Below are 23,443 nucleotides of genomic sequence, written 5' to 3'. Positions count from 1 at the left end.
AGTCCGCCTCCATCAGCTTCGTGTGGCACAAGCAAAGCCGCCGGGAGATTTCTCTCCCGGCGGCTTTGCTCTTCTATGTCAGGTGCTTCAGTCCGTTCCCTCCGTGAGGTACTCGGCCACCTGGAATGCCATTTCGAGTGACTGGTCGTGGTTCAGGCGCGGGTCCACAAGAGTTTCGTAGCGGCGCTGCAGACCCTCTTCATCGATGTTGGCTCCGCCGCCCATGACTTCCGTGACGTCGTTGCCTGTGAGCTCAACATGGATGCCGCCAGGCACCGTGCCGACTTCCTGGTGGGCGCGGAAGAACCCGGTGACTTCGCCCATGACGTCCTCAAAGCGGCGGGTCTTGTAGCCGTTGGAGGCCGTAATGGTGTTGCCGTGCATCGGGTCGCACATCCAGGGGACTTGCGGGAGGTCGTCCTTGACAGCTGCAAGCAGCTTGGGAAGTGCCTCGCCGATTGTCTGCGCGCCCATCCGGGTGATGAAGGTCAGACGCCCGGGTTCGCCTTCCGGGTCAAGCTTTTCGGCCAAGCGCAGAGCGTCGTCTGCCGTTGCGTTGGGGCCGAGCTTCACGCCGATGGGGTTCTTCACGCGCGACAGGAAGTCGACGTGAGCACCGTCGATGTCGCGTGTGCGTTCGCCGATCCACAGGAAGTGGCCGGAAACGTCGTAGGGGTCACCCGTGCGCGAGTCAATGCGCGTGAGTGCCTGCTCGTATTCCAGGAGCAGAGCTTCGTGGGCCGAGTAGAACTCGACGGTCCGCATAGCGTCGAAGTCGACACCGCAGGCGTCCATGAAGCGCAGTGCTCGGTCGATGTCGCCGGCCATTTTTTCGTAGCGGACGTAGTTTTCGTTCGCCCCGAGGAATCCGCGGTTCCACTGGTGCACCTGGCGCAGGTCCGCGAAACCGCCCTTGGTAAAGGCGCGCATGAGGTTCAGGGTCGAGGCTGATGCGTGGTAGGCGTCGAGCAGACGGACCGGGTCGGGTCGTCGAGCCTCTTCTGTGAATTCGTGGGAGTTGACGATGTCCCCGCGGTAGCTGGGCAGCGTCACGCCGTCCCGGGTTTCAACATCGGATGAGCGCGGCTTGGCGTACTGGCCGGCCATGCGCCCCATCTTGACGACGGGAACGGCAGCGCCGTAGGTGAGCACAGCGGCCATCTGGAGGATCGTCTGAACGCGACGGCGAATGCTGTCGGCGGTGGAGTCTTCGAAGGATTCGGCGCAGTCTCCGCCGGCAAGCAGGAACGCTTCGCCGCGCGAGGCAGCTGCAATCTGGGCTTTCAGCTGGTCGGCTTCGCCTGCGAACACCAGCGGCGGGACCCTGCGCAGCTGTTCAAGCGCGCCTTCAAGTTCTTCAGCGTCGGTGTACTTCGGCTGCTGTTTGGGGTCGAGATCGCGCCAGGCGTCGAGACCTTTGAGGGTTTCCTCGGAGGCGCGGGCATCGCCGGCCAGCTCGAACATCGGGTTAACGCTTTTCACAATCATCCACTCTCTGCTGTCAGCATGGGCGATCTGCACTCCGGTCCGCAGAGTTCCGGAGCATTCGGAATTCCTCAGTATAGGTGGGTCAGGATTCGCCTTCGAAGTCTTCGGGTGACACGTGGTCAAGGAACTCGCGGAACTGGGCGACTTCTTCTTCGTCAGGCTCCGGACCTTCGATTCCGGCCTGCCCCATCAGCTCCGCGGTGGTATAGACGGGGCATCCTGCAACAAGCGCCATTGCGACCGCATCGGATGGGCGCGCTGACACCGTGCGTCCCCGGCGGGTGCGAAGCTCCGCATAGTAGGTGTGGGAGTCAGCTTCCGTGATGTGCACGGACTCGAGAGTGTCGCCGTACTCCTCGATGAGGTTGACCATGAGGTTGTGCGACAGCGGCCGAGGCGGAGTCACCCCGCGCAGTGCGATGCCGATGGCATTGGCTTCCGAAGATCCGATCCAGATGGGCAGGAAGCGCGCCTGGGCGGCTTCCTTCAGAAGCAGGATCGGCTGATTCGCCGGCAGTTCGATGCGAACTCCGACGACTTCGAGTTGAATTTCAGTCACGCAGTCCTCGGGCGCTGTTGGAAGATCATGCGGAATTTGCCAATCTGCACGTCGGCGCCGTTCTGCAGTTCCACTTCGTCAATGAGCTCACGGCCCACGTAGGTGCCGTTGAGCGATCCGGTGTCGCGCAGGGTGAAGCCCGACGGTGTGCGGACGAATTCAGCGTGCTTGCGCGACACCGTCACGTCGTCCAGGAAGATGTCCGCGTTGGGGCTGCGGCCGACGGTGACGACATCGGTGTCAAGCAGGATCTGGGCACCCGCGTCAGGTCCGGAGACAACGACGAGCAGCGCGTCGGTTTCCTGCAGGTGGCCGACGTCGGGAACGGGACGGATTTCGCCGGTGCGCGGGTCAAGAATGCCGCTGATGGGCGCCGGCTGAGCCGCCCGTGTCTGGTGTGCCGTGGTTTCCGGCTGCTCTGCGCCGTTTCCTTCCGGGTTTCCGGGCTGGGGCTGCTGAGTCATCAAGCACCTTCACTTTCGACGTGCGCACTGTATGCATCGGCGTCAAGCAGCGCTTCGACTTCCGAGGGATCGGCAAGGGCCACTTCCAGCATCCATCCATCACCGTAGGGGTCGCTGTTGATGATTTCGGGTTCGTCCTCAAGTGCGTCGTTGACGCGCAGGACTTCACCGGAGACGGGAGCCTTGAGGTCGGAGACGCTCTTGGTCGATTCAACCTCGCCGAAGTCTTCTCCGGCCTCCAGGGTGTCGCCGACTTCGGGCAGGTCCACGAAGACAACGTCGCCGAGCTGGTCCTGAGCAAAGTCGGTGATGCCGATGCGCACGGTGGCAGCATCAGCAGTGGCGTCGACCCATTCGTGGTCCCGCGAGTATTTGAGATTCTGCGTTGCTGCAGCGTCAGACATGTCTTCTCCTTGCTCAGGCTTACTCAAACCTACCTTTCAGCTCCGAAGATAACATCTGCGCAACAGCAGACGCCGTATATTGCGAAGCTGAAATGATACGGCAAGTTCATCGTATCAACTTTGAGTCCTGCGTCTCACACACCGGCCCGTAATTATTGCCCGATCAGCGATTCCTGCACGTCCGCCTCGTCCCCTGTGCGCAACTGACCGTGCCGACCGAAACATGAGCACACATCCCGTTTTGCCTTCCATGAAACAACTCGCTACTATTTACAAGGCTCAACGCCACGGGCTATGGCGCAGCTTGGTAGCGCGCTTGACTGGGGGTCAAGAGGTCGTGGGTTCAAATCCCGCTAGCCCGACGGAAAAGCCCATGTCAGACACTGTTTCTGACCTGGGTTTCGTCATGTCCGGAGTCGTTCGCGACTACGCCCGGCGCCTCCCGCTCCTCCGGCCAGGGCCGGGCTTCCAGCCAGCAAGAACCCTGCCAGGCACTTTCTTTTGCGAAGCATTAGTGCTCCTTCTGAAGTGTGTTTCGCACCGGAATGTCCGGTGATAGGAACATAGGTGCCTCGCAAGACCGCTCTCACCCCTCATTCGAGGTATATGGAGCCCGGCCGGCTTCACCTATGCCGAGATATCGATTGCCCTCAGATGTCACAGGACACGGATACCGGGGTGGGCCCGCGAACATGACTGACACTTCTCGCGATTACCCTATGCCCTTGGTTGAGACCGCCCCTGAGGTGCTTCCATGCCTCTTAGGTCGAGTAGAAGCGGTACTGAAGGGCGCGGACGATGAGTTGAGCCAGATTCTCCGCCTGAAGTTTTTCTCGCAGATGCTTCGCCTGTGTCTTCGCCGTCCAAACGGAGATGCCCTGGGTCTCGGCTATCTCCTCGTATCCGCGCCCCTCGCAGATCAGAGTGAGCACTTCATGCTCGCGTTCGGTAATTTGAGGACTCACTGCAGGGGCGTCAGGTAGGGCGTCGCCGGCGATGACGATGTCTCGCGCGAGGAACTTCAACATGCTGGGGTCGTCTCCACGTGCAGCAGCGCGGACCGTTTCGCGCAGAGTTGATTCGGAGCAAGTCTTATTCACCGCAGCGGCCGCACCCGCTTCGAGAGCACGTGCGAGCCCTGGCCCCGGGGAGACGGTGCTGAGGATGATCACAGTCGCGTCTGGGTCGAGCTTACGAATGCGAAGGGTCGCATCCACGCCGCTGATCCCGTCGGGCATATTGACGTCCATGAGGACCACATCTGGACGGTGCTGCCGGTAGCTTTCAACGGCTTCTTCACCGCTATGAACTGGCGGGAGCACACTCATGTCGGGCTCAGTGACAAGCGCGTAGGAGAGCGCTCGTGTGGTCCATTGGTCGTCGTCCACGATGAGCACCGAAAGGCGTCCGTGAGCGCTCGGCGCTTGCACCGGGATGTGGCGGCTTGAAGGGTTCATTTGCAGTACTTCTGAAACTTCTTCTTGTCGATGACGCGCCAGATAACGCACTTGTAGGGATTTCGCGTGGGGCTGACGACGATTTCATCAGTTGCCGATACCGAGTGGATGGACACGGTGGCGGGGGCGCGTTCGACTGGGGCGGTCAGGGGGGAGAGTTGAAGAGCAGCAGCAGTCGAGAGGGCGACGATGAGTTTCATGCTCTAAGAGCACGCCAATTCCACCTCCTCGGACATCCCTCATACGAGGTATCTACATTGCGACCCCGTTCCCTACGGGAATCGCGACCTTAATCGCGAACATCCCCTCGTCATGAGACGTGCTCAAACGCCCTCCTGCACGTTCCACCCGCGCGCTGAGACTTCGGGGCGTACGCGTAGGTGCTTGCAGAGCTGGATTGGACGCTTCGAACTCGATCCATATCTCCATCTGTTTCTCAACCTGCTCGACAGATATCGCGCATGAGGACGTTGCTGAGGAGTGTTTGACCATGTTCGTAGCGAGCTCCTTGAGAATGAACTGAGCCGTCTCAAGCGTCTCTGCAGGCGCGTCACTCGGCAGAGCTTCAACGCGGATCCCAATATCGAACCCGCCTGCCTCTGCAGCTGAACCGATCATCTCCGCAGCCTTGAGTATCTCAACGTCGAATGCCCTCATGGTCCGTCGTCCATCAAGATCGCCGGTGAGTCGGGCCAGCAGCACACGAAGCTGCTGCTGCGTGTGTACATTGACCAGCGCCAACTCCGTGATTCTCGAATCGGAGCGATCCTCCATACGGGCCTCAACACCGAGCATCCGAATGATCGCTGCCTCCGCGGCCAGACCGTGAGAGACAGTGTCGTGCGTATCGAGCGCGAGTTCCAACCGCATCCTCTCTACGTTTCTCTCGTGTGAGCGTGCCTGTGCTGTTCTCATCAAGATCTCAGACTGGATACGCTGCTCAAATGCTGCTGCTGCAAGTCCGAGGATCACAGCAAGTAGCCACCCGAAAGCCATCGTAAAGAGCGACTCACCATCCCCTTCCCAGATTCCCACTGCCGTATGGGCAACCACGATCCCGAATAGCAGCAGCGTCAGTAAGGAAAACGAACGGATCCGCAGCTGACTCAGGACAAGCGCGATCGCGGCTCCAGCAACGGTCGGAAATGGATTGACGAACTCGGGGAAGGTGATCCCAAAGACAACGAATAGCACTAACCCCATCAAGCCAGCGGTGAGCGGGACGAAACAGACGCTGACAATCAGGATCGCCCCGAGAACCTGGAACGCAACATACTGAGGATTCGACGATTCCATTGCCGCCGGCATGAGTCCTGCAACGCTGATAAGGAGCAATAGCACTCGGAAGGGTAGGTCCACGAACCTCGGACCTCTCATGAAACTGATCCATTTCGGCGTCGCCGCGCGTGAGGGTCTCACGACGAATTGTCTCGTCACCACCGAATATTGTCCTTCTTTCGCCTCCAGGAGAATCATCAGTGTCTTTACGGTAGCGGTGAACGAGGCTCGGACCAGCGTCATGGAGGTCACAGTTCGATACACCTGCGACTCAACCCACGACGCTGTTCCCGACGACGGATGCAACGGCTATTGGGCTCATCGCGTTCGAGGCTGCAGTAGGTGTGTACTGCCCGGTCTCTACCAGGGGCCGGAGGGGAGGACGTTGTGCGTGAGGTTGCGTAATTCGAGCACGGTGCCGCGGGGGTGCTCGATACGACCAATGATCGCCGCCGTGAGCCTGCTTCCGGTGCCGGGGCTCGACGGTGTCCCACAGCCATACCCAACGGCAGTCTGCGCAGGGGGCAACTGTGGGCCCTGACCTGCAGCATGTGGGGTCCGAAGGAGACGTGGAGCAACGGCGTGCAAGGGCCGGACGGTAAACGTGACGTCTATCGTCCGGCCCTTGCACGCCGACTCAAGGAGCGGAGCTGCCTGAAAACCGCTAGTTCTGACCGACTGCTTCGTCTCGTGGCTCTGATTCACACACCGATGTGTGTTCCTTACGTCGAGCTCGCCTAACCATCCAAATTACGGTTCCGGTGATGACCAAGATGATAGCTATCACCAGGACAACCCCGAATATGTCCCATGCGTCTGGTACTAGAGGATTCATCTAGATCACGATTCCTTTCAGTTCCACCCATTGAAGGTTACTTTGCCGCCGGCGTTGGCCTTAAGAGTCTGATAGCCCTCGCGGGTCGACCAATTCATCCCCTTGATGGCCCCACGTTCAATGCGGACCTTGCATTTGAAGGTTGCCGTCGAGGACGTAAAGGCTTTGCTCTGCTTGCTTACGGTCACGTTCTTGCCAGGCACGATGTTTTTGACGACCTGGCACCCATAATCGGTGATCTTGGTGATTTTACCCTTGTTGGACGAGTATTTCCCCAGACCTTCGGGCGTGTCAATGAAGCGGGTCTAGTTTTCATATTCTTTTCTCCGGTGTGCAAGTAGACGCCACTAGAGCGCCGGATGTGTCGACATCAAACTGTCCTTCACCCTGTCTGCACTTTAGATTGCGACTTTGGTCTGTTGCATACCTCAAACGAGGTAAAACCGCTTCGGAAGGTTGTGCTGGCAGGTGAGACGTGTCACACGTTTGGCTGTGACAGGGCGTCTATCTCGCCGCCGAACGCCTGTGGCGCACCGACGCGCGCATCACGCAGATGCACCACACCCCCACGACGGGGTCGTCGACCTCGCCACCGATGGTCATCACGAGGGGCCCTTCGTCACCGACGGCTAGGCGGCCGAGGTGGCTTGGTCCCATCGAGCCACCTCGGGAGCGTTCCGCACCTGCTCGCATTCACGAGCCACAACGAGCGAAGGACCGAGGCTATCCCCACGCCGGACTTCACTCACGGCTCGTGGGAGCGACGGCCAGACAGGGGCTAGATTGACTTTCGGGACATAGCGCGCCTGAAAGGCCTGGCCCCTGGTCGGCGCCACGTCGGGTCAGAAGGTAGGAGTCACCTGCCGACCCACGTGCACTTCGCCTACGCAGCGGCGTCAGTGCCGGCTTTGTTCGCCGCCTGCCACACCGCATTCACATAGGCCTCATCGGGGTTGTAGGAGAAAACCGCCTTCGTCCACTCCTCCGGTGTCGTGATGCTGCGCTCGGCACACAGGTAGGCCGCGGCTGTCACGGCTGCATCGTCATAGCTGTGCGGGTCTTTCTTGCCGTCGCCGTTCGCGTCGACTGCCATCTTGTCCCAGACGCTGGGCAGGAACTGCATGGGTCCGACCGCCCGATCGTGCTCATTGTCCCCGTCGAGCCGTCCCCCGTCGGTGTCGGTGATGACAGCCGTGCCGCGCACAGAGCCGTCGAGCTTCGGCCCGAAGATCTCCGGCCCCACCACCCCGGTGTCATCGACGGTGGACCCGCCGATGGTGCCGTGGGCTGTTTCGACGAACCCGATGCCCGCCAGCGTGGTCCATCCCAAACCGCATTCGGGATGTTCCCTGCCCGCCCACGCTTCGGCGGTGACATAAGACTGCAGAGCACGCGCCGGTATCCCGGTCTTTTCGGCTGTTGCTGTCAGCCATGGCGATTCGAGCTGTGGCGGCTGAGGGCTCTGCTTTTCATCAGCGGGGAGGTCAGGTGATTCGGGGCGCTCCGGCACTGGAGGTGGAGTCGAGTGGGTCGCGAAGTCATCGTTCTGCAGCTGAACCACCAGAAGGCCGCCGAGCACAAGACTTGCGATTCCCAGCAGAGCGCACACAACCGCTGTCGCGTGCTTCATCGGCGTCTCCGCGTCAGGATGCCGATGGGCACGGCAAGCAGAACCCCTCCGAGGCCGAAAGCGCCGCCTGCCACCAGCCACAGCAGCGGCGAGCGCTGCGCCTGTCGCTGCTGTGGCTGGACGGCCTGCGGAGCAGCGGCGGCTGACACCAGGCTGTAGGCGCCTTCGCAGCGTTCGAGCGCCGCGTCGACCGCACTGCCTTTGTCGGAGCGCAGTTCGCCCACGCTCACGTTGAGCTTCGTGTCTTTTCCGTCGATCCGCAGGCCGAGCGTGTATTGGCCTGGCTGTGAGAAGCTCAGCGTCGGCATCATTGTGCTCTGCGCGGGCACTGAGAAGCTTTCGCCCTCTTGGGCCAGAAGCTCTTCTGCGCCGACCGGGTCGATTGTCAGCAGCGAGACGCTGCCGGGGCCGTCGACTTCGGACAGCTCAATCTGCTTGTCCGCATCGCCGGCCGTGAACTGCAGCTGCGGGCTGCCGGGCAGACCCGTGCGCCACTCCCCCTGCTGCTTGGCGTCTGCGGCAATTCCCATTGCCGTGGCGCTTTCTGCTTCGGCGATTCCACTCCGAATGGTGCGGGCGTCGCCGTCGCACATCATCGCGTAGGCCGGCAGGGCTTCGGGGAGGGCCGGTTTTTCGTCGGCTGTTCCGGTTTCCCAAGAGGGCGTCGCGCGAAACTGCGGGGGCGGCTGTTGCTCACCGGGGTTCTCTCCTTGACTCTGTTCTTCTGACGAGGCGGAGCTGGGCTGATCTTCTGGCTCGCCCGGGTGGTCCTCGTGTGGGGGCTGACCCGGCTGGTCGACCGCGGGCAGCGACTCGACCGAATCCGGGCACTCTATGTCTGCTTCTGGTCCAAGTGCGGATCGCTGACCCAGGAGGACTTTTTCCACGCGGGGACTGGTGCGCTCCCCGTCGCGAACACCAATGCAATAAACACCGGCGGGACCGGTGACGGGCACCTCGAGGGCACCTCCGTGTGTCCAGTGGGCTGTCAGCGGCACGGGCCTGCCGAGGATGCGCAGCGCGTAGGCATCCGCGAAGCTCAGTTCGTCGCCGGCGAGGACGGCTCTTCCGGCAGCAGGGAATTCGACGGTTCCTCCCGTCTTCCCCTCAACGCGGATCTGCGCTTCGCCTTTCGGTTCGGCAGCGGCGGCCGTCCCAGGGGCGAGCACAGCGAGAGCACACGCAGCAGCAACAGCCCAGCGGCACATCGTCATGCGGACCTCAACCGGAAGATGAGTCCGTGGCGCGGAGCCGCCAGCCATGCCACACAGAAGACTGCGGTGAGCACAAGAACGATTGTGCCGCCGACCGGGGTGTCAAGAGTCCAGGACAGCCACAGGCCGATGAACGCTGACACCGCACCGATGGTCGGCGCGAGTACGAACATGACTGACAGACGCTCTGTCAGCATCCGCGCTGCAGCGGCTGGCGTAATGAGCAGACCGAGCACGAGGATGTTGCCCACCGTCTGAATGGAGAAGACGACGGCCAGAGTTACACACACGTAGAGCAGCATGTCGATCCAGAACACGCGAATGCCCTGCACGGCGGCGAACTCTCGGTCGAGGCTGACGGCGACGAGCTGCTGGTGGAAAACCGCCAGAAGCACCGCAATAAAAGCTCCAACAGCCGCGACGATCACGAGGTCGCGCACCGGGACTCCCGTCAGGGAGCCGAACAGGAAGTCGGTGAGGGATCCCGCGTATCCGGGCGCCCGGGAGATGATGACGATGCCCAGACCGAAGGCCGCCACGAGGAACACACCGATGACGGAGTCTTCCCGCAGTCTGCGCAGCTGCGACACCACGGCAACGGCCAGCGAGGTCACGAGCCCCGCAATGATGCCGCCCAGTGCAAGGTCGGCTCCGATGACGAAGGCGGTCGCAAGGCCTGGGAAGACGGCGTGCGAAACGGCGTCGCCAATGAAGCTCATCCCGCGCAGCACAACGTAGGTGCCGACGATTCCGCACAGTGCTGCGGCCAGGACGGCCATGGCGAGCGCACGGGGCAGGAATGCCAGCTGCGGGTTGAACAGGTCGGTGAAGAAGTCCAGGGGCGTCACACTGCCTCCAGAAGGGAGGATGTCGCGTCGATGCCGAAGACGTCAGCCCACAGTTCACGGCTGCGGATGTCCTCTGTCGCGCCGTGTGCGCGCACGGTTCCGTCGAACAGCACACAGTGGGAGCAGGTGCGCAGGGCCGCCGGCAGGTCGTGGGTGGACATGAAGATGGCGGTGCCGTTGCCTGCGAGGTCGGTGAAGACCTCGGTGAGGAACTCCTGTGTCGGCATGTCGACTCCGGTGAACGGTTCGTCAAGCAGGAGAACATCGGCTCCTCCCACGAGTGCGCGCGCTACGAGAACACGCTGTTTCTGCCCACCCGAGAGCGCACCGACGGGCCGGTCGGCGAAGTCGGCTAGGTGGACGTGAGCCAGGGCTCGCTCGACCGCCCGGTAGTGCTCGACCGGCCGCAGCAGGCGCCTGGGCAGCCCCGTCATGACGGCGGTGGCCACCGTGACGGGAAAGTCCCACGCGAAGGACTGGTGCTGCGGCACGTAGCCGGGGCGGTTCTTCCTGGAGATGGGCTTGCCGTTGACCGTGATGGTTCCAGATGACGGGATGGTGCCGAGGATGGAGCGCAGCAGGGTTGTTTTGCCCGCACCGTTGGGTCCCAGCAGCGCGGTGAACTCCCCGGCCCGGATCTTAAGGTCGGCACCGCGGACGATTGTCCGCCCACCCAGTGAAGCCGTGACCCCGTCAAGTGTCAGCAGCGGTTCACTCACGGCGGTCACCTGTGGCCCTGCGGCGTCGGTTGATGACGGCGATGACGGTGAAGAAAACAGCGGCGAGCACTGCAACAGCACCGATGCCGATGGCGATGAGAACCGCCGGGTCGGCGCCCTCAGCGGCGCTGTCTGCCTGCTGTGCGCTGTCTTGTTCGCCTGATGCCGGCTGCGTGGCTTCTGCCTGTGCTGCTTCCTTGGGGTCGGCGTCATCGCCGACGGCCAGCCGGATGGTCTGCGTGTCTTCGCTCGTGGTGCCGTCGCTGCGCTTGGAGCTCAGGCTGACGGTCACCAAGTAGATGCCGGGCTTCGTGAAGACCCAGTTGGCGTGCGTGTGGGTGTTGAGGTCGACATTGACGTCAGCAGCTTTGTCTGCCGTCCACAGAACATCGGGTTCGCCGAAATCGCCGTTCTGCAGGAACAGGCTCACCTTCCCCGGTCCCTGTGCGCCGGTGAAGCGCAGGGTGACGTTGTCAACCGCGCCGTCGAGGAATGCAGGGTCCTGTGTGTTCCAGCCCAGCCACGGCACTCCGGGCTGTTCGACCTGGGGAATGATCCACACGTCCTCCCCGGTCGAGGCGCCGGTGAAGTCGTACTGGTCTCCTTCTGGGATCTGTGTCTTGGCGGTGTCGCCGACTTGGAGGACGAGGTCGTCCAGGTGCCGCCACACCGGGGTGCTTTCGGTGTCATCGCGCGCGGCGAAAACGAGTCCGCCCTCGACGATCTTCGGGCCCAGGTCGATGTGGCCTTCTGAGCGCACGACCTGCTCGCTGCCGAATGCTTCGTCACTGGTGACTTTCTGCTCCAGTCCGTCTTGGCCGCCGTCGGCCGGTGCAGCTGCTGCTGATGTTCCGCTGGCGACGATGGCTGCGGTCATGGCGGCGGCGAGAATGCCTGAGAGTCTCTTTGCGATGTTCATGGTGCGAGGCAGCCTTTCAGAGTGCGGGCGTTGGTGCGCATGAGTTCGATGTAGCTGGATACGTGATTGTCAAAGGTGTCGGAGTAGAGCGTGCAGACTTCGGCTCCTTCCGCGGCGGCCGCATCTGTCAGCGCGGGTGAGCGGCCCATCGGCTCCAGGAACACGGCAGGGATGTCGAGGTTCCGGATGGTGTCGCCGAGTCTGCGCCGGTCTGCGGCAGACGGTTCTGCTCCCGGGTGAGGACTTGCGAAGCCGGCGATTGAGAGCCCGTAGGCATCCGCAAAGTACCGGTACGCGTCGTGCGCTGTGACAATGTGCCGCCTGTGTTTGGGTATTGCGTCGATGTCGCGACGCACCTCGTCATCCAGCTGGTCGAGCTGATCGATGTACTCCGCGGCATTCGCCCTGTAGGTTTCAGCATTGGCGGGATCGGCACGGCTGAAGACATCGCGGATGACCTTGACGTAGGCGATTGCGTTGTCTGCTGACAGCCACATGTGCGGGTCGATTTCCCCGTGGACGTGTTTGCCGAGCACAGCCTGCGGCAGCAGGTAGGTGGGTGTGCCTGCAGGGCCGAGGAACGATGCTCCGCGCGGGATGTCCCTCCACGCGCTGTTGGTCACGGATACGACGGTTTCCGCCGGGTCCAGGTACTCCAGTCCCCCGCCCTTTTTGTCCACGGCCAGGGCGAATCTGCCGGCATCGGCATCGACCGTGATGTCGGCGTGACCCCCATCGACAACCCTGCGGTCTTTCATTTCCGGGATCGTCGCGGGGTCTTTGCCGACGACGACTGCAAATTCGCCGCTGGCCAGCCGCTCTTCGCGGCTGTCTTCTGCGCGCGCGGCCAAACCGGCGGAGAACCGCAGCCGGTAGACCCCAGGTTTGCTGAAGGCCCAGGACACGTGGGTGTGGGCCGCCGGCGGCAGACTCACCAGATCTTCCTGGCCGAAGCCGTCAGTCGTGTCGAACAGCACGTCCGTCTGGCCCAGCGAACGCGTGAGGAACGTGTGCGCTGAAGCTCCTTCCGGCACGGAAGCCCCCGTCATCCTCAGACGCACCTCGGAACTGCGGTCGGCACCTCGAGAATCCGCGGTGCCGTGCACTCGCAGCCCCAACCACACGGTGTCCAGGTGCACGTCTTCAACAAGCGGGATGACGTTGGCTCCGTGTTTCACAGCGCTTTCGGCCACCGCCGCGTTGATTGCAGTTTTCGGCAGGTTCGCATCGACCGTCGTGATGAGCCGGTGCTCTTCGAGCATCTGGTAGTTCGTCAGGGCGACGTCGGCGTAGACGATGCTGCGTACGTCCCGCAGGGTCGGCTCGTAGCTGTGCGGGTCGGCTCCCTTGGGCACGAGCGGCTGGACCTGGGCGGCATCACCTGCGACGTGGGAGGCCAGGTCGGCGATGATGCCGGTCGTGGCGACCACGCGCAGCTGTTCTGCGCTGCTGGGCAGACCCGTTGCACAGCCGGTCAGGGCGAGGGCCGCGGCGCTTGCTGCCGCGACCCTCAGCAGTCGGCGGACCTTCACTTGGAGGTGCGACGACGCTGGATCCAGACGGCGGCCGCACCGACGGTCAGCAGGCCAAGACCGACAGCGCCGGTCGCGCCGAGGCCGTTCACGCCGGTTCGGGGCAGCGCGCACGGATCACCCGCTGGCTGCTGTGCTGGCGAGGCGGAATCATCAGCGGTCTGCTCCCCCGTCTGAGGTGTGGCGCCGTCTGTTGGCTGCTCCCCAGCCGGCTGCTGACCCTCAGCTGACTGCTGATCGGCTTTGATGCTGCCGCCGGCCTGTGCGCCGCCTCCGACGTTGAAGTGCAGGGTGCCGTCGGCCGTCGTGGTGCCACCGGACTTCAGCGCCACGGTGAACCGGATGGTGGCGGTGTAGGTGCCGGGCTTTGTGAACGCCCAGAAACCGTGCTGGTGTGTTCCCACCGGCACCTGGTAGGAGTCGCCGGCCTTGCTGAACACACGGGTGGCGCTGCCGCCGCCGAGTCCGCTGCCGCCGAGGAAGACGTGCATCTGGCCGGGACCGCTGACATTGGTCAGAGTCATCGTGACTTTTGATGCGCGGTTCATGATTTCGGGGTCCTGGGTGTTCCAGCCCAGCCACGGGACGCGGTCTTCCTGCTGCTGCGAAATCATGTACACCTGCGATCCCGCGGAACCGAGGAACTCGTAGCCGGCCGGAACAGGCTTCTTTGCGGCCTGGCCGATGATGAATTCAACGTCGTCAGGGTTGCGCCACACCGGCGGTGCGGTGCGGTCATCCTTGATCTGTGCGGAGGCCTGTCCACCGTTCAGTCGCGCTCCGAAGTCGAAGTGACCGGCTTCTGCGCGCACGCGCTGGCCCTTTGGAGCTGTGCTGCCCTGGGCACCAGTGCCGTTTGTGCCTCCCGCGGAGGATCCGCCGGACGCACCGGTGCTTCCGGCGGCGTCACCACCGGTACCACCACCGGCTGACGCATCTGGCACACACGGCTGGGGTGCCGATCCAGCCGGCTGCGCTGCAGGCTGTGCGCCAGGGGCCGCGGGCGCGGCTGCCGTACCGCCGGCGGACGGAGCACCGTTTGACTCCGCGTCTTTCTTTCCGGCCTGCTTGCTCTGCTCTTTGCCCTCGATGTCAATTGTCACCGGCTCCGAGACAGTCTGCGCACCGGTTTTTGCCACAGCCAGTGCGCGGACCTGCATGTCGCGGTAGTCGTCTGTCAGCTTCGGCAGGACGAGTGTGTTTCCAGCAGCACCCTGGTAGCTGCGCCAGCTGTCACCGCGCTGCTTGGTCTGCCACTGGACCTGAACGTCGGTCTTCGCCCCCACTTTCGCGGTCAGCTTCGGCTGGTCCCCAAGCTTGTAGGAGTCTTTGTCCTTCGTGACCTTCACGGTGTCCGGTGCGAGTTCAGGGGTGCCAGAGTCCGTGGGCGGGTTCGGCTGGTTGGGCGCCTGGCCCTCTCCGGGGCCCGAGGTGCCGCCCCCGGGACCGCTGGGCGGCTGCGTACCGTCGGGCTTGTCCGGGTTCGGCTGGCCATCCGAATCGTCGGTGGGCTTCTTCAGTTCGTCAATGCCGGATTGGCCGACTGCGAAGACGTATTCCTTTTCGTCAGCGGTTTTCTTTCCGTCAACGGTGGCCTCGGCGGAGAAGACCAGACGGTAGACACCGGGTTTGGTGAAGGTCCAGTTGGCGTGAACGTGTGCTCCCAGCGACTGGTCGAAGCTGGCGTGCTTGGGATCTGATGAGGACAGGATGCGCTTGGTCCCGAACAGACCGGCCTGGAAGATCTCGACCTGCGCACCTTCCGGCAGGGAGGACTTCTTCTGGTTCAGGCGCATCGTGACGTGGTCTCCGTCGACCATGCCCTCACGGATTTCTTCGGTGTTCCAGCCAGCCCAGATCCCGTCGTGGTTCTGAGTTTCGGGAATCATCCAGGCGTCCTTGCCGGCCGCACCGGTGAATTCGAAGCCTTCGGCGGGCACCTGGGTTTTGAGGGCGTCGGTCACGTGGAACGCGACGTCTTCCGGCGCGAGGCGCTGCCCGTTCCCGGAAGCGAGGTCGGCCTTCGTGAACAGGCGCATGTTCTTTTGACTGTCAAGGCACATGGAAACCGCGTCCGTGTGCTCTTTTTCAAGCGCCAGCCGTTCATGGTCGGCTTTGTTCTGCGCGGCCGGAGGGCACACTGCCTTTGCGGCAGCTCCTTCGGCAGCGTTGACTGGGACGGTCGGCATAAAAGCTGAAGCGCTGATTGCAGCGGCCGCGAGCGCGGCGGTCATGGGGTGCGGACGAACCACGGTGTTTCCTCACTGTCAATGAGACTGTCAACGGGCTTTAGCTCCGCACAGGCTAGGCCGCAGCGCGCATGCCTGTCATAGAAAGCCATCGACATATGTGCACATTGCTATACGCTGCTCTTTTCAAGACTGAAACCGCGTGATTGACTGTGTGCACATCCCTGACAGTTATTTCATAGTGCCCCCGAGGAGTCCCCATGCCGAAGCTGAGCCAGCGCGCTGCCAATGTTCCCGATTCCGGTATTCGCGCAGTCTTCGAACTCGCCGCAAAAATGGACAATGTCATCGACCTGTCTGTCGGCGAACCCAGCCTGCCTGTATCGGAGCACGTGAAGAAGGCCGGCGCTGACGCCTGGCTGCGCGACGACCTGAGCTACACCGCCAACCAGGGCATTGACGAACTGCGTGAAACTCTTGCCCAGAAGCTGCGCACCTACAACGGCTACACGGTCGATCCCGATCAGATTAACGTCGCTGCCGGCGGTTCGCAGGCGCTCAACGTGGCCATGAGCATGGCGCTCGACCCGGGTGACGAAATCCTCGTGCCAGACCCCGGATACGCCACGTTCTTCATGACTCCCATGCTCATGAGCGCCACACCGGTTGCCTACCACCTGAACCCCGAAGACGGATTCCTGCCGCGCCTTGACGTGCTCGAGGGTCTCGTGACCGAGAAGACGAAGGCGATTCTCATCAACAGCCCGTCCAACCCTCTGGGCACTGTCATCCCGCCTGCCCTTATTGAGCAGATCATGGACTTCGCCAAGCGCCACGACCTGTGGGTCATCAGCGATGAGGTCTACGAGCACATTCTGTTCGAAGACGCGCAGGTTCCCTTCACCTCGCCGGCGGTGTTCGACACCGACGGCCGGGTGATGTCGGTGTACTCGCTGTCGAAGAGCTACGCGCTCACGGGTGCCCGCCTGGGCTACCTGGTGCTGCCCAAGGGCCTCGACGTGCGCTTTGCCGCGGTCCAGGAAGCCAATGCAAGCTGTGTCAACACTCCGTCGCAGTACGCTGCGATTGCCGCGGTTGCAGGCCCGCAGGACGACCTCGAAGCTGCGCGTGACCACTACACCGAGAACCGGCGTGCCGCTCTCGAAGTGCTTGATGAGCTCGGCATTGAATACGTCAACCCCGCCGGCGGTTTCTACCTTTTCGTCAACGTCAGCCACGACTCCGCCGGCGATGTCGGCGCATGGGCGCAGAACTTCCTGCGGGAGCACCGCGTGGCGGTCGCTCCGGGCACCGCGTTCGGCAGCTTCGGCGAAGGCTGGGTGCGCGTCTGCTTTGCCGGCGACCGTGACGCTCTCGTGGAGGGCCTGCGCCGCTTCCCGGCGAAGAACGCCTGATACGCAAGCCGGCTCTCCCCTGACCCCAGCCAGAAGAAGCACGAGGTGCCGCTCACCTGAGCGGCACCTCGTGCTTTTTGGTGGGGACTTCCGGAGCGCTCAGCCGCGGAAGTACGTCAGCTGGTGAGTTGAGACCAGCAAGTGTCCTTCGGAGCTGAACAGGCGGGCGCTCTGATCTGCTGTTCCTCCGCCGAAGCGCTGTGCGCGGCCCTGGCAGAGCACGTATTCACCCGCGGATGCGTATTCTTCCGGCGTGCCCAGGAAGTACGTGGTCAGTGAGATCGTGGCTGCCGGGTGCGGTTTGCCGGTGCGCAGAAAGATGCGCGGGAAGAAGGAATCCGCTGCACTGGCCAAAGAGGGCGCGTCCCAGTGGCGGCTGGGTGTGTGGCGCAGCCAGTAGACGGATTCGGAGTCGTCGTGTTCGCGGCCCAGCTCATAGGCGCCGCGGGCAAAGCGGAACTCGTAGTTGTCCAGCCAGCGCAGATCATTCACGGGCGGAGCCGACACGCACTCTTCTGGGCCCGGCACCTGCGGCAAACGCGCTTCTTGATGTGCAAAGGTGTCACGTTCGGATGTGAAGACCACGCTGCCGGTGACCGGTGTGCTCTCCCCCTGCGTAATCCGCACGTTCCAGTGCTGGTTCGAGTTGTTCGTCTGCACCAGTTCCAGGTGAATGTCGAACTCGCCGTACTCCACAGGTGATGTGTAGTTGAGAGTTTGGGCGGCAGGATTCCCCTGTGCTGCGGGGTGCTGCTGAACTGCGGCCAGCAGCTGTGCTGCCGTGATCCCGCCGAAGGGGCCGACCATGTTGTTGTAGGCGGGGTGGGTTGCTGCGCGCAGCGTGGCGCCGGAACCATCAGAACTGGTGGTAGTGAAGCGGACGGCTTCGTCCAGAGGATGTGTCATCTGCGCTCGCTGAGATCGGCCAACAGTACATATGTGCCCTCGCCGAAGCCCACGTCTGTGAAGCCCAGCCGGCCGAAGAGCTCCTGAGCTTCGTTCGCTTCGGCTATTGCGGCGCTGACGGCGGTCGCGCCGGACATGCGGGCAAGTGAGAGCACTCCGCCCAGAAGCTTCGTGCCCAGGCCTTCGCCCTGGTGTTCTTCGGCAACCGCGATGTAGACCTGGGGAATGCCCTCACCGACAAAGCCCGCTGCGGCCGGGCCGTCGTCTTTCAGCCACGCCGCTCCGACAGGCTGACCCGAAACGCGGGCAATGAGCCCCTGATCGCAGTCAGCGGGCGCACCGGGAACCATGTCCGCAAAGGGACGCAGCTGTTCTTCGCTGCCGGGTTCAAGAGGTGTGATGTCCATGGCACTCACTGTAGCTTCTCCGCGCGGATGATCCACGTGTCCGCCCGCATGCGCACACCCAGGCCGATTGCGCGGAAGGCCACGAAGCCGATCGCAAAGCACGCCCACAGCACCACGATGCTCGGCCACAGGGCTTCCGCGGTGAAAGCCAAAACTGCGAAGCCCGCACAGGCACCCACTTGAGCAAGCGCCAGGTAGCGGGCATCCTCTGCCCCCATGAGGATGCCGTCGATTGTGAAGACATAGCCGGCCAACGGCAGGCTGATGGCCAACACGATCACCAGCTGCAGCGTGATGTCGATGACCTGCGGGTCTGACGTGAAGAAAAGGCCCACCCACGGTGATACCGCGGCGAGGAGTGCTCCGACAATGCAGCCGAAGCCCACTCCCCACAGAACCAGACGGCGGTTGACTGCGTGGACCATCGCCCGATCCCGCCGGCCGATCTGCAGGCCCACGAGAGCCTGACCCGCTATGGCCAGCGAATCAAGCACGAGCGCCAAGGAATTGAAGAGCGTCTGCGCGATCTGCAGGGCGGCGAGTTCAGCCGTGCCGCGCACAGCAGCGAGGCTCACCAGGATGATGAGCGCGGTCCGCAGAGCCGCATTGCGCAGCAGCAGCCATCCGGAGGTGCGGGCGGCAAACAGCACGCCCGCCCAGTCGGGCCGCAGACTTGCCCCGTACCGGGTTGCTGCGCGAAAAGCGATAACCACATACACGGTGCACATGAGCCCGTGGGCAGTCACCGTCCCCAAAGCAGAACCGGCAACCCCCATGTCGAGCCCGTAGATGAAAAGGGCGTTCAGCGCGATGTTGACCCCGAAACCGCCGACAGCGACTATCAGCGGGGTGCGCGTATCCTGCAGACCCCGCAGAAGGCCCGTCGCCGCAATGACGACGAGCATGAACGGAAGCCCCCACCACGAAATCGTGAGATACGAGACCGCGCCCGGCACCACCTCGGGAGCCGGACCGATGAGCTCTACGACGCTCTCCAGAAAAGGCAGACCCGCAGCGAGCAGCACCGCGGAGGTGACAAGAGCCAACCACATGCCGTCGAAACCGGCCGAAACGGCGCCTCGGGTGTCACCGCGGCCGAGCCGGCGCGCCACCCGCGGGGTCGTGGCGTAAGCCAGGAAGATCATGAGCCCCAGAACGGTTTGGACGACAGCACCGGCAACGGCCAAGCTGCCCAGAGCATCAGCACCCAGGTGGCCCACCATCGCGGTGTCAGCCAGAAGAAAAACAGGCTCCGCGGCCAACGCACCGAGCGCGGGCAGGGCCAGCCGGATGATTTCGCGGTTAAGAGAGACAGGCGGTTGTGACATCGCCGAAAGTCTAGCGCCCCGCATGACAGCGCCGGTCTCCCGAAGGCTCAGAGCCCTGAGAAGACCGGCGTGTGCGGTGGTGGGTGCAGTGACGCGTCAGCGGGCAGTGCGTCAGTCGGCGGCGCGTCAGCCGGCAGTGCCGGCGGCTTCAGCGGCTTCGGCAGCCGTGCGACGGACCTCACGGCGCAGAATCTTGCCGCTGGCGTTCTTCGGAACCTCATCGATGAACGTCACGCTGTGCGGAGCCTTGTAAGCGGCGAGGCGTTCCCGGCAGAAGGCGATGAGTTCGTCCTCGCTTGCCTGCTGGCCGTCTTTGAGGCTGACAAATGCAGCGACGGTTTCGCCCCGGTACTCATCGGGTGCGCCGACGACGGCGGCTTCCATCACGGCGGGGTGACGGTACAGGACGTCTTCGACCTCGCGCGGCCACACCTTGTAGCCGGAGCTGTTGATCATGTCCTTCACGCGGTCGATGATGAACAGCCAGCCGTCCTCGTTCATGTAGCCCACGTCCCCGGTGCGCAGTTCGCCGCCGGGAATATTGGCCGCGGTGGCTTCGGGATTGTTGAGGTAGGACCGTGCGATGATGGGACCGCTCACACAGATTTCGCCGACCTCGCCGGGACCGACCTCGTTGCCGTCAAGGTCGATGATCCGATACATCGTGGCCGCCAGCGGCAGGCCAGCAGACAGAGTACCGGTCCTTTCGTCAACGGGTGCGCGCATTCCCTGCGGCACAGCCGCGGACTGGCCGGAGGTTTCCGTCAGGCCGTACCCCTGGCCGACGTAGTGTCCCGTGCGCTCTTCGAACTTTTCAACGAGCGCTTCCGGTACGGGTGCTCCGCCGGAGTTGATCGCGGTGAAGCTGTCGAACTCAGTGCCGGTGAACTCAGGGTGGGCCAAGAGTGCGAGAAATGCGGTTGTCGGGCCGGCCATAGCGTGCGGCTTCTCTTCACGCAGCATGCGCAGCACCGAGGACGGTTCAAACCGGTAGTTCATGATGAGCGTGCTCGCACACGCGACGGCTGCCAGCATCTGGGTGACGAAGCCCGTAATGTGGAAGACCGGAGCCAGAGTGAAGTAGGAGTGCTCCGGGCCGTAGCCGTTCTGGATTTTTGCCATCTGGGCGTTGTGGGCGATGGCCACGTGCAGGATCTCGGCACCTTTTGAACGGCCGGACGTTCCCGAGGTGTAGCCGATCATTGCCGGGTCTTTTGGGCCGACCGGGGGTTCAGTGGGAACACTGTCGGTGTTTCCGCTCTCGAGGACCGTGCGGATGGCAGTGAGGAAATCGGTCTGACCGGTATCCGTGTTCTGCATCAGCGGGGCGATGGCAGGCGGCAGCTGGCCGGTGATGAAGTCGTCTTCGCTGACGGTGAAGATCTGCGGGATGTGCTGCGCCCACTGCGCGACCCTGTCGTTCCAGGCGTGAGCGGACACGACAATCGCCTTAGGCTGCGAGTCGTTGAAGATGTGTTCGAGCTCGCCCCGATACATGGGGTTGAGCGGGACCACCTGGCCGCCGAGCTTCCATGCGGCAAACACCGCAATCGGGAACGCGGGCACGTTCTGCATGTACAGGCCCAGTCTGTCGCCGGCACCGAAGCCGCTATCGGCAAGAACCTGTGCAAAAGCCCGCGCGTAGGCGTCGAATTCACGGTAGGTGATGGTCGTGCCCCAATAGCGGATCGCGGGACCATCGGAATTGGTGCGCACCGCCTCGTCCAGCAGATGAAGCATCGTGGTGTCGGGAATCGGGCGGCCATAGCCTTCGTGCTGCGCACCGGTCTTCAACCATGGGCGTTCGTCAAACCAGCTCATTGTCGTCCTTTCACGTCTTTGTGAAACGCAGCGCCGACACAGGGCCTTCACTCCTCACACAATAAGACAGGTTCCGTGGGCTGCGACAGATGCAAATACGTTGAAACCGCACCGTGGGTGCTGCTCGCTGCAGGTGAGAGGTGAAGGAGGCTCCGCCTCGGCGCTGCCTTGTGGGCTGCCGAGGCGGAGCCTCCTTCTTCGATTCCTGCCTAGTCAGTCTGCTGTAACGGAGGGGTGCCACCGGGCTTCCATGGTGGGATCCACTTTCGTGGCACGCGGCCAGTTTCGAATCCGTCAATACCACGCTCGTAGAGTCCATCGAGTACCTGTTGAGTGGTCAAGAACCATTCGTTGCGAAGGCCTTGATGCCAGTGCAGGGAGGTGAATTCGCTGTGACCAGTGATGTCGACGGTGAACCCTGTGTAGCCTTCGATGGGTGTGCCGTCGCGGTCGTAGAAGTCGATGTCGTAGAGACCGAATCCTTCGACTCCCAGGTCGGACAGCGCTTGAGCAAAGCGGTTGGATACCAGCGGAACGATGCCCCACAGGATGTCACCGTGACGCTTCCCTCGAGAGTTTTCATCTCTCACCGCCCAGACTCTAAAGGGAAGCTCTTCTGCTCTGCCGGCAGCGATGACGTCGTAGATGTCTTCACCGTCGTCAGTGAGGTAGGGGCCCAGGTCAGCTTTGCCCTCCCACTCCATATCGACCCACAGATCGGCCCGCGCTGATTTTCCGAAGATCTGGACCCATGGCTGCTTCGCTGTTGGTTCACCTAGCATCGGAACACGTTCCTCTTCCTATATGAGTTATCGATCTTCTTGCGGTATTCGAGTATCTGACTTTTCGACGCCGATGGATTTCGCTTAAAGAAGGCTTCCCAGCGTTTGTTATATTCATGCGCTAGAGACTGGTGATTGTTCTTGACACCTTTTTGGAAATCCACCACCGCGCGTATTTCGGATCATGGATGTTGAGTCCCGCCCTTTTGAATTGGAATCGATCCGTTTCTGGAATTCCAAGCGGGCGCGTGGTCGGTTGTTCATGTGGTTTTCTACGTACTCAAGGTCTGCGGGTATGTGGATGCTCAGCCATTTCTTTGCCTTGATCCCATGTCAGGGACTGCTTCAAGTTCTCCGGCAGAGCTCCTAATTTCTCTACCAACCCTTCACAGAACGCATCAATCCTGCTTTTCGCGGGTTCCATCCAAATCAAGAGCAGGTAATTCGAGTAGCGCTCAACGACTGTTCCGATGCATGACGCGCCGTTCTTGCCGATAATCAGATCGCCTTCCCAATGGCCTGGCACGCTGCGCAGCCCAGCGTCTTCAGGTCGCTGGCTGATATTGATCATGTTCTTGTTCTGTCCCCGTTTCCCGCCACCGGTACGACGAGGTTTGCGCACTGATCGGCCTGTGCGCAGCCGGGCTTTCAATTCACACTGTAAGCGTCCCACAATCTGTCCTGGAGAATAGTTCTCATCCAGTCGCTGCTGCACCCACTGACGCAAACGCTGATCAGCTGCGAACTTCGACGGTTTCGGCCGGCGACGAGCATTCCACGCTGAACGATGCGCTCGTGCAGCCCGGAATTGATGACGGGTTTTCGCATACGTGTTATTCCGAATCTCACGACTGATCGTTGACGGCGCACGCCCTAACTGAGCAGCAACCTTTCGAATCGATAAACCAGTCGCCAGCAGCGCCTGAATCTGACAGCGCTCCTCATACGACAACAACCGCCGCGGATTCTTCCACGCCGGTGGTTTCATCCCACCCACAGAAGCCGAATACCGCAAAGCCGCCGTTTCCAACATCCCTACATCTTCATACGACGCTCTCATAGGCCAACCCTGCCAGAACCGAGCCACCGCATCATGATCCATCCACCACACAAACATCGAACACAGCACAACACCCTCCACAAGAAATCAGGCGTTGCAACCACCACCTGACGCCTCTGATCTACAACGCCCCTTGTGAGAAGCTGTTCCTGGAATAAGGGGCTCTTCCGGTTTCAGAGTGCGTGACG

At 62.4% G+C, this 23,443-nt stretch carries 21 protein-coding genes and 1 tRNA gene; 2 read left to right on the top strand and 20 right to left on the bottom strand.

Annotation, left to right across the window (positions count from 1 at the left end; genetic code table 11):
- Positions 1 to 87: 87 nt before the first annotated feature.
- The 4 genes from HMPREF3172_RS01170 to gcvH all read right to left on the bottom strand — a co-directional run bounded on the left by HMPREF3172_RS01170 (position 88) and on the right by gcvH (position 2,915).
- Positions 88 to 1,464 (bottom strand): class II 3-deoxy-7-phosphoheptulonate synthase, encoded by a 1,377-nt coding sequence (locus tag HMPREF3172_RS01170; RefSeq protein ID WP_070514861.1) that lies wholly within the window; start codon positions 1,462 to 1,464, stop codon positions 88 to 90.
- 106 nt (positions 1,465 to 1,570) lie between these two features.
- Entirely contained in the window at positions 1,571 to 2,047 is a 477-nt protein-coding gene (locus HMPREF3172_RS01165; protein ID WP_070514813.1) for a bifunctional nuclease family protein, read from the bottom strand.
- A complete protein-coding gene (locus HMPREF3172_RS01160; protein WP_083281346.1) occupies positions 2,044 to 2,511 on the bottom strand; it encodes an FHA domain-containing protein in 468 nt (155 codons plus the stop codon). The genes HMPREF3172_RS01165 and HMPREF3172_RS01160 overlap by 4 nt, the downstream gene beginning before the upstream one ends.
- The gene (gcvH, locus tag HMPREF3172_RS01155; protein WP_070514811.1) at positions 2,511 to 2,915 is read right to left on the bottom strand and encodes a glycine cleavage system protein GcvH; all 405 of its coding nucleotides are present in this window, start codon (positions 2,913 to 2,915) and stop codon (positions 2,511 to 2,513) included. Before gcvH ends, HMPREF3172_RS01160 begins: the two co-directional genes overlap by 1 nt.
- A 288-nt stretch (positions 2,916 to 3,203) precedes the next feature.
- Here gcvH and HMPREF3172_RS01150 point away from each other — a divergent pair.
- A tRNA-Pro gene (locus HMPREF3172_RS01150) sits at positions 3,204 to 3,277 on the top strand.
- A 399-nt stretch (positions 3,278 to 3,676) separates the two neighbouring features.
- Here the strand turns inward: HMPREF3172_RS01150 and HMPREF3172_RS01145 are convergent.
- The 10 genes from HMPREF3172_RS01145 to HMPREF3172_RS01100 all read right to left on the bottom strand — a co-directional run bounded on the left by HMPREF3172_RS01145 (position 3,677) and on the right by HMPREF3172_RS01100 (position 15,599).
- Positions 3,677 to 4,303 (bottom strand): response regulator transcription factor, encoded by a 627-nt coding sequence (locus HMPREF3172_RS01145; RefSeq protein ID WP_256173096.1) that lies wholly within the window; start codon positions 4,301 to 4,303, stop codon positions 3,677 to 3,679.
- 65 nt (positions 4,304 to 4,368) lie between these two features.
- Positions 4,369 to 4,572 (bottom strand): hypothetical protein, encoded by a 204-nt coding sequence (locus HMPREF3172_RS01140; RefSeq protein ID WP_070514806.1) that lies wholly within the window; start codon positions 4,570 to 4,572, stop codon positions 4,369 to 4,371.
- A 52-nt stretch (positions 4,573 to 4,624) separates the two neighbouring features.
- A complete protein-coding gene (locus tag HMPREF3172_RS01135) occupies positions 4,625 to 5,902 on the bottom strand; it encodes a sensor histidine kinase (protein WP_141741548.1) in 1,278 nt (425 codons plus the stop codon).
- Positions 5,903 to 7,368: 1,466 nt separating this feature from the next.
- A complete protein-coding gene (locus tag HMPREF3172_RS01130; protein WP_070514802.1) occupies positions 7,369 to 8,115 on the bottom strand; it encodes a lytic transglycosylase domain-containing protein in 747 nt (248 codons plus the stop codon).
- Positions 8,112 to 9,329 (bottom strand): hypothetical protein, encoded by a 1,218-nt coding sequence (locus HMPREF3172_RS01125; RefSeq protein ID WP_070514801.1) that lies wholly within the window; start codon positions 9,327 to 9,329, stop codon positions 8,112 to 8,114. The genes HMPREF3172_RS01130 and HMPREF3172_RS01125 overlap by 4 nt, the downstream gene beginning before the upstream one ends.
- Positions 9,326 to 10,177 carry an anchored repeat-type ABC transporter permease subunit gene (locus tag HMPREF3172_RS01120; RefSeq protein WP_061944397.1) on the bottom strand — a complete coding sequence of 284 codons (852 nt, stop codon included), beginning with the start codon at positions 10,175 to 10,177 and terminating at the stop codon, positions 9,326 to 9,328. Before HMPREF3172_RS01120 ends, HMPREF3172_RS01125 begins: the two co-directional genes overlap by 4 nt.
- Positions 10,174 to 10,896 (bottom strand): metal ABC transporter ATP-binding protein, encoded by a 723-nt coding sequence (locus tag HMPREF3172_RS01115; RefSeq protein ID WP_231864046.1) that lies wholly within the window; start codon positions 10,894 to 10,896, stop codon positions 10,174 to 10,176. Before HMPREF3172_RS01115 ends, HMPREF3172_RS01120 begins: the two co-directional genes overlap by 4 nt.
- The gene (locus HMPREF3172_RS01110) at positions 10,889 to 11,815 is read right to left on the bottom strand and encodes a choice-of-anchor M domain-containing protein (protein ID WP_083281345.1); all 927 of its coding nucleotides are present in this window, start codon (positions 11,813 to 11,815) and stop codon (positions 10,889 to 10,891) included. Before HMPREF3172_RS01110 ends, HMPREF3172_RS01115 begins: the two co-directional genes overlap by 8 nt.
- On the bottom strand, positions 11,812 to 13,347 hold the full coding sequence (locus HMPREF3172_RS01105) for an anchored repeat ABC transporter, substrate-binding protein (protein ID WP_070514799.1): 1,536 nt from the start codon (positions 13,345 to 13,347) through the stop codon (positions 11,812 to 11,814). Before HMPREF3172_RS01105 ends, HMPREF3172_RS01110 begins: the two co-directional genes overlap by 4 nt.
- A complete protein-coding gene (locus HMPREF3172_RS01100) occupies positions 13,344 to 15,599 on the bottom strand; it encodes a TIGR03773 family transporter-associated surface protein (protein WP_141741547.1) in 2,256 nt (751 codons plus the stop codon). Before HMPREF3172_RS01100 ends, HMPREF3172_RS01105 begins: the two co-directional genes overlap by 4 nt.
- 197 nt (positions 15,600 to 15,796) lie before the next feature.
- Between HMPREF3172_RS01100 and HMPREF3172_RS01095 the strand changes: the two genes are divergently transcribed.
- Entirely contained in the window at positions 15,797 to 16,951 is a 1,155-nt protein-coding gene (locus HMPREF3172_RS01095; RefSeq protein WP_070514796.1) for a pyridoxal phosphate-dependent aminotransferase, read from the top strand.
- Positions 16,952 to 17,050: 99 nt separating this feature from the next.
- Here HMPREF3172_RS01095 and HMPREF3172_RS01090 read toward each other — a convergent pair whose 3' ends face one another.
- The 6 genes from HMPREF3172_RS01090 to HMPREF3172_RS10230 all read right to left on the bottom strand — a co-directional run bounded on the left by HMPREF3172_RS01090 (position 17,051) and on the right by HMPREF3172_RS10230 (position 23,255).
- Complete coding sequence (locus tag HMPREF3172_RS01090; RefSeq protein ID WP_070514795.1) at positions 17,051 to 17,857, bottom strand: acyl-CoA thioesterase; 807 nt, start codon at positions 17,855 to 17,857, stop codon at positions 17,051 to 17,053.
- On the bottom strand, positions 17,854 to 18,264 hold the full coding sequence (locus tag HMPREF3172_RS01085) for a GNAT family N-acetyltransferase (protein WP_141741546.1): 411 nt from the start codon (positions 18,262 to 18,264) through the stop codon (positions 17,854 to 17,856). Before HMPREF3172_RS01085 ends, HMPREF3172_RS01090 begins: the two co-directional genes overlap by 4 nt.
- A 5-nt stretch (positions 18,265 to 18,269) precedes the next feature.
- Positions 18,270 to 19,592 (bottom strand): MATE family efflux transporter, encoded by a 1,323-nt coding sequence (locus HMPREF3172_RS01080; RefSeq protein WP_070514794.1) that lies wholly within the window; start codon positions 19,590 to 19,592, stop codon positions 18,270 to 18,272.
- A gap of 126 nt (positions 19,593 to 19,718) precedes the next feature.
- Positions 19,719 to 21,413 (bottom strand): AMP-binding protein, encoded by a 1,695-nt coding sequence (locus tag HMPREF3172_RS01075; protein ID WP_070514792.1) that lies wholly within the window; start codon positions 21,411 to 21,413, stop codon positions 19,719 to 19,721.
- A 209-nt stretch (positions 21,414 to 21,622) separates the two neighbouring features.
- A complete protein-coding gene (locus HMPREF3172_RS01070; RefSeq protein WP_019175311.1) occupies positions 21,623 to 22,195 on the bottom strand; it encodes a hypothetical protein in 573 nt (190 codons plus the stop codon).
- Positions 22,196 to 22,475: 280 nt separating this feature from the next.
- Complete coding sequence (locus HMPREF3172_RS10230; protein WP_176746115.1) at positions 22,476 to 23,255, bottom strand: IS30 family transposase; 780 nt, start codon at positions 23,253 to 23,255, stop codon at positions 22,476 to 22,478.
- Positions 23,256 to 23,443: the final 188 nt, after the last annotated feature.

It is taken from the genome of Brevibacterium sp. HMSC08F02, assembly GCF_001807555.1.
Taxonomy (GTDB): Bacteria; Actinomycetota; Actinomycetes; order Actinomycetales; family Brevibacteriaceae; genus Brevibacterium; species Brevibacterium ravenspurgense.
The sequence above is the reverse complement of the archived record's forward strand: the minus strand, read 5'-3'. Positions and strand labels throughout refer to the sequence as shown.

Coding starts and splice junctions, on each gene's coding strand:
- HMPREF3172_RS01125 (WP_070514801.1), bottom strand. CDS start 9,329: ATGACGATGTGCCGCTGGGCTGTTGCTGCTGCGTGTGCTCTCGCTGTG.
- HMPREF3172_RS01070 (WP_019175311.1), bottom strand. CDS start 22,195: ATGCTAGGTGAACCAACAGCGAAGCAGCCATGGGTCCAGATCTTCGGA.
- HMPREF3172_RS01085 (WP_141741546.1), bottom strand. CDS start 18,264: ATGGACATCACACCTCTTGAACCCGGCAGCGAAGAACAGCTGCGTCCC.
- HMPREF3172_RS01140 (WP_070514806.1), bottom strand. CDS start 4,572: ATGAAACTCATCGTCGCCCTCTCGACTGCTGCTGCTCTTCAACTCTCC.
- HMPREF3172_RS01095 (WP_070514796.1), top strand. CDS start 15,797: ATGCCGAAGCTGAGCCAGCGCGCTGCCAATGTTCCCGATTCCGGTATT.
- HMPREF3172_RS01110 (WP_083281345.1), bottom strand. CDS start 11,815: ATGAACATCGCAAAGAGACTCTCAGGCATTCTCGCCGCCGCCATGACC.
- HMPREF3172_RS01170 (WP_070514861.1), bottom strand. CDS start 1,464: ATGTTCGAGCTGGCCGGCGATGCCCGCGCCTCCGAGGAAACCCTCAAA.
- HMPREF3172_RS10230 (WP_176746115.1), bottom strand. CDS start 23,255: ATGAGAGCGTCGTATGAAGATGTAGGGATGTTGGAAACGGCGGCTTTG.
- HMPREF3172_RS01075 (WP_070514792.1), bottom strand. CDS start 21,413: ATGAGCTGGTTTGACGAACGCCCATGGTTGAAGACCGGTGCGCAGCAC.
- gcvH (WP_070514811.1), bottom strand. CDS start 2,915: ATGTCTGACGCTGCAGCAACGCAGAATCTCAAATACTCGCGGGACCAC.
- HMPREF3172_RS01160 (WP_083281346.1), bottom strand. CDS start 2,511: ATGACTCAGCAGCCCCAGCCCGGAAACCCGGAAGGAAACGGCGCAGAG.
- HMPREF3172_RS01090 (WP_070514795.1), bottom strand. CDS start 17,857: ATGACACATCCTCTGGACGAAGCCGTCCGCTTCACTACCACCAGTTCT.
- HMPREF3172_RS01130 (WP_070514802.1), bottom strand. CDS start 8,115: ATGAAGCACGCGACAGCGGTTGTGTGCGCTCTGCTGGGAATCGCAAGT.
- HMPREF3172_RS01080 (WP_070514794.1), bottom strand. CDS start 19,592: ATGTCACAACCGCCTGTCTCTCTTAACCGCGAAATCATCCGGCTGGCC.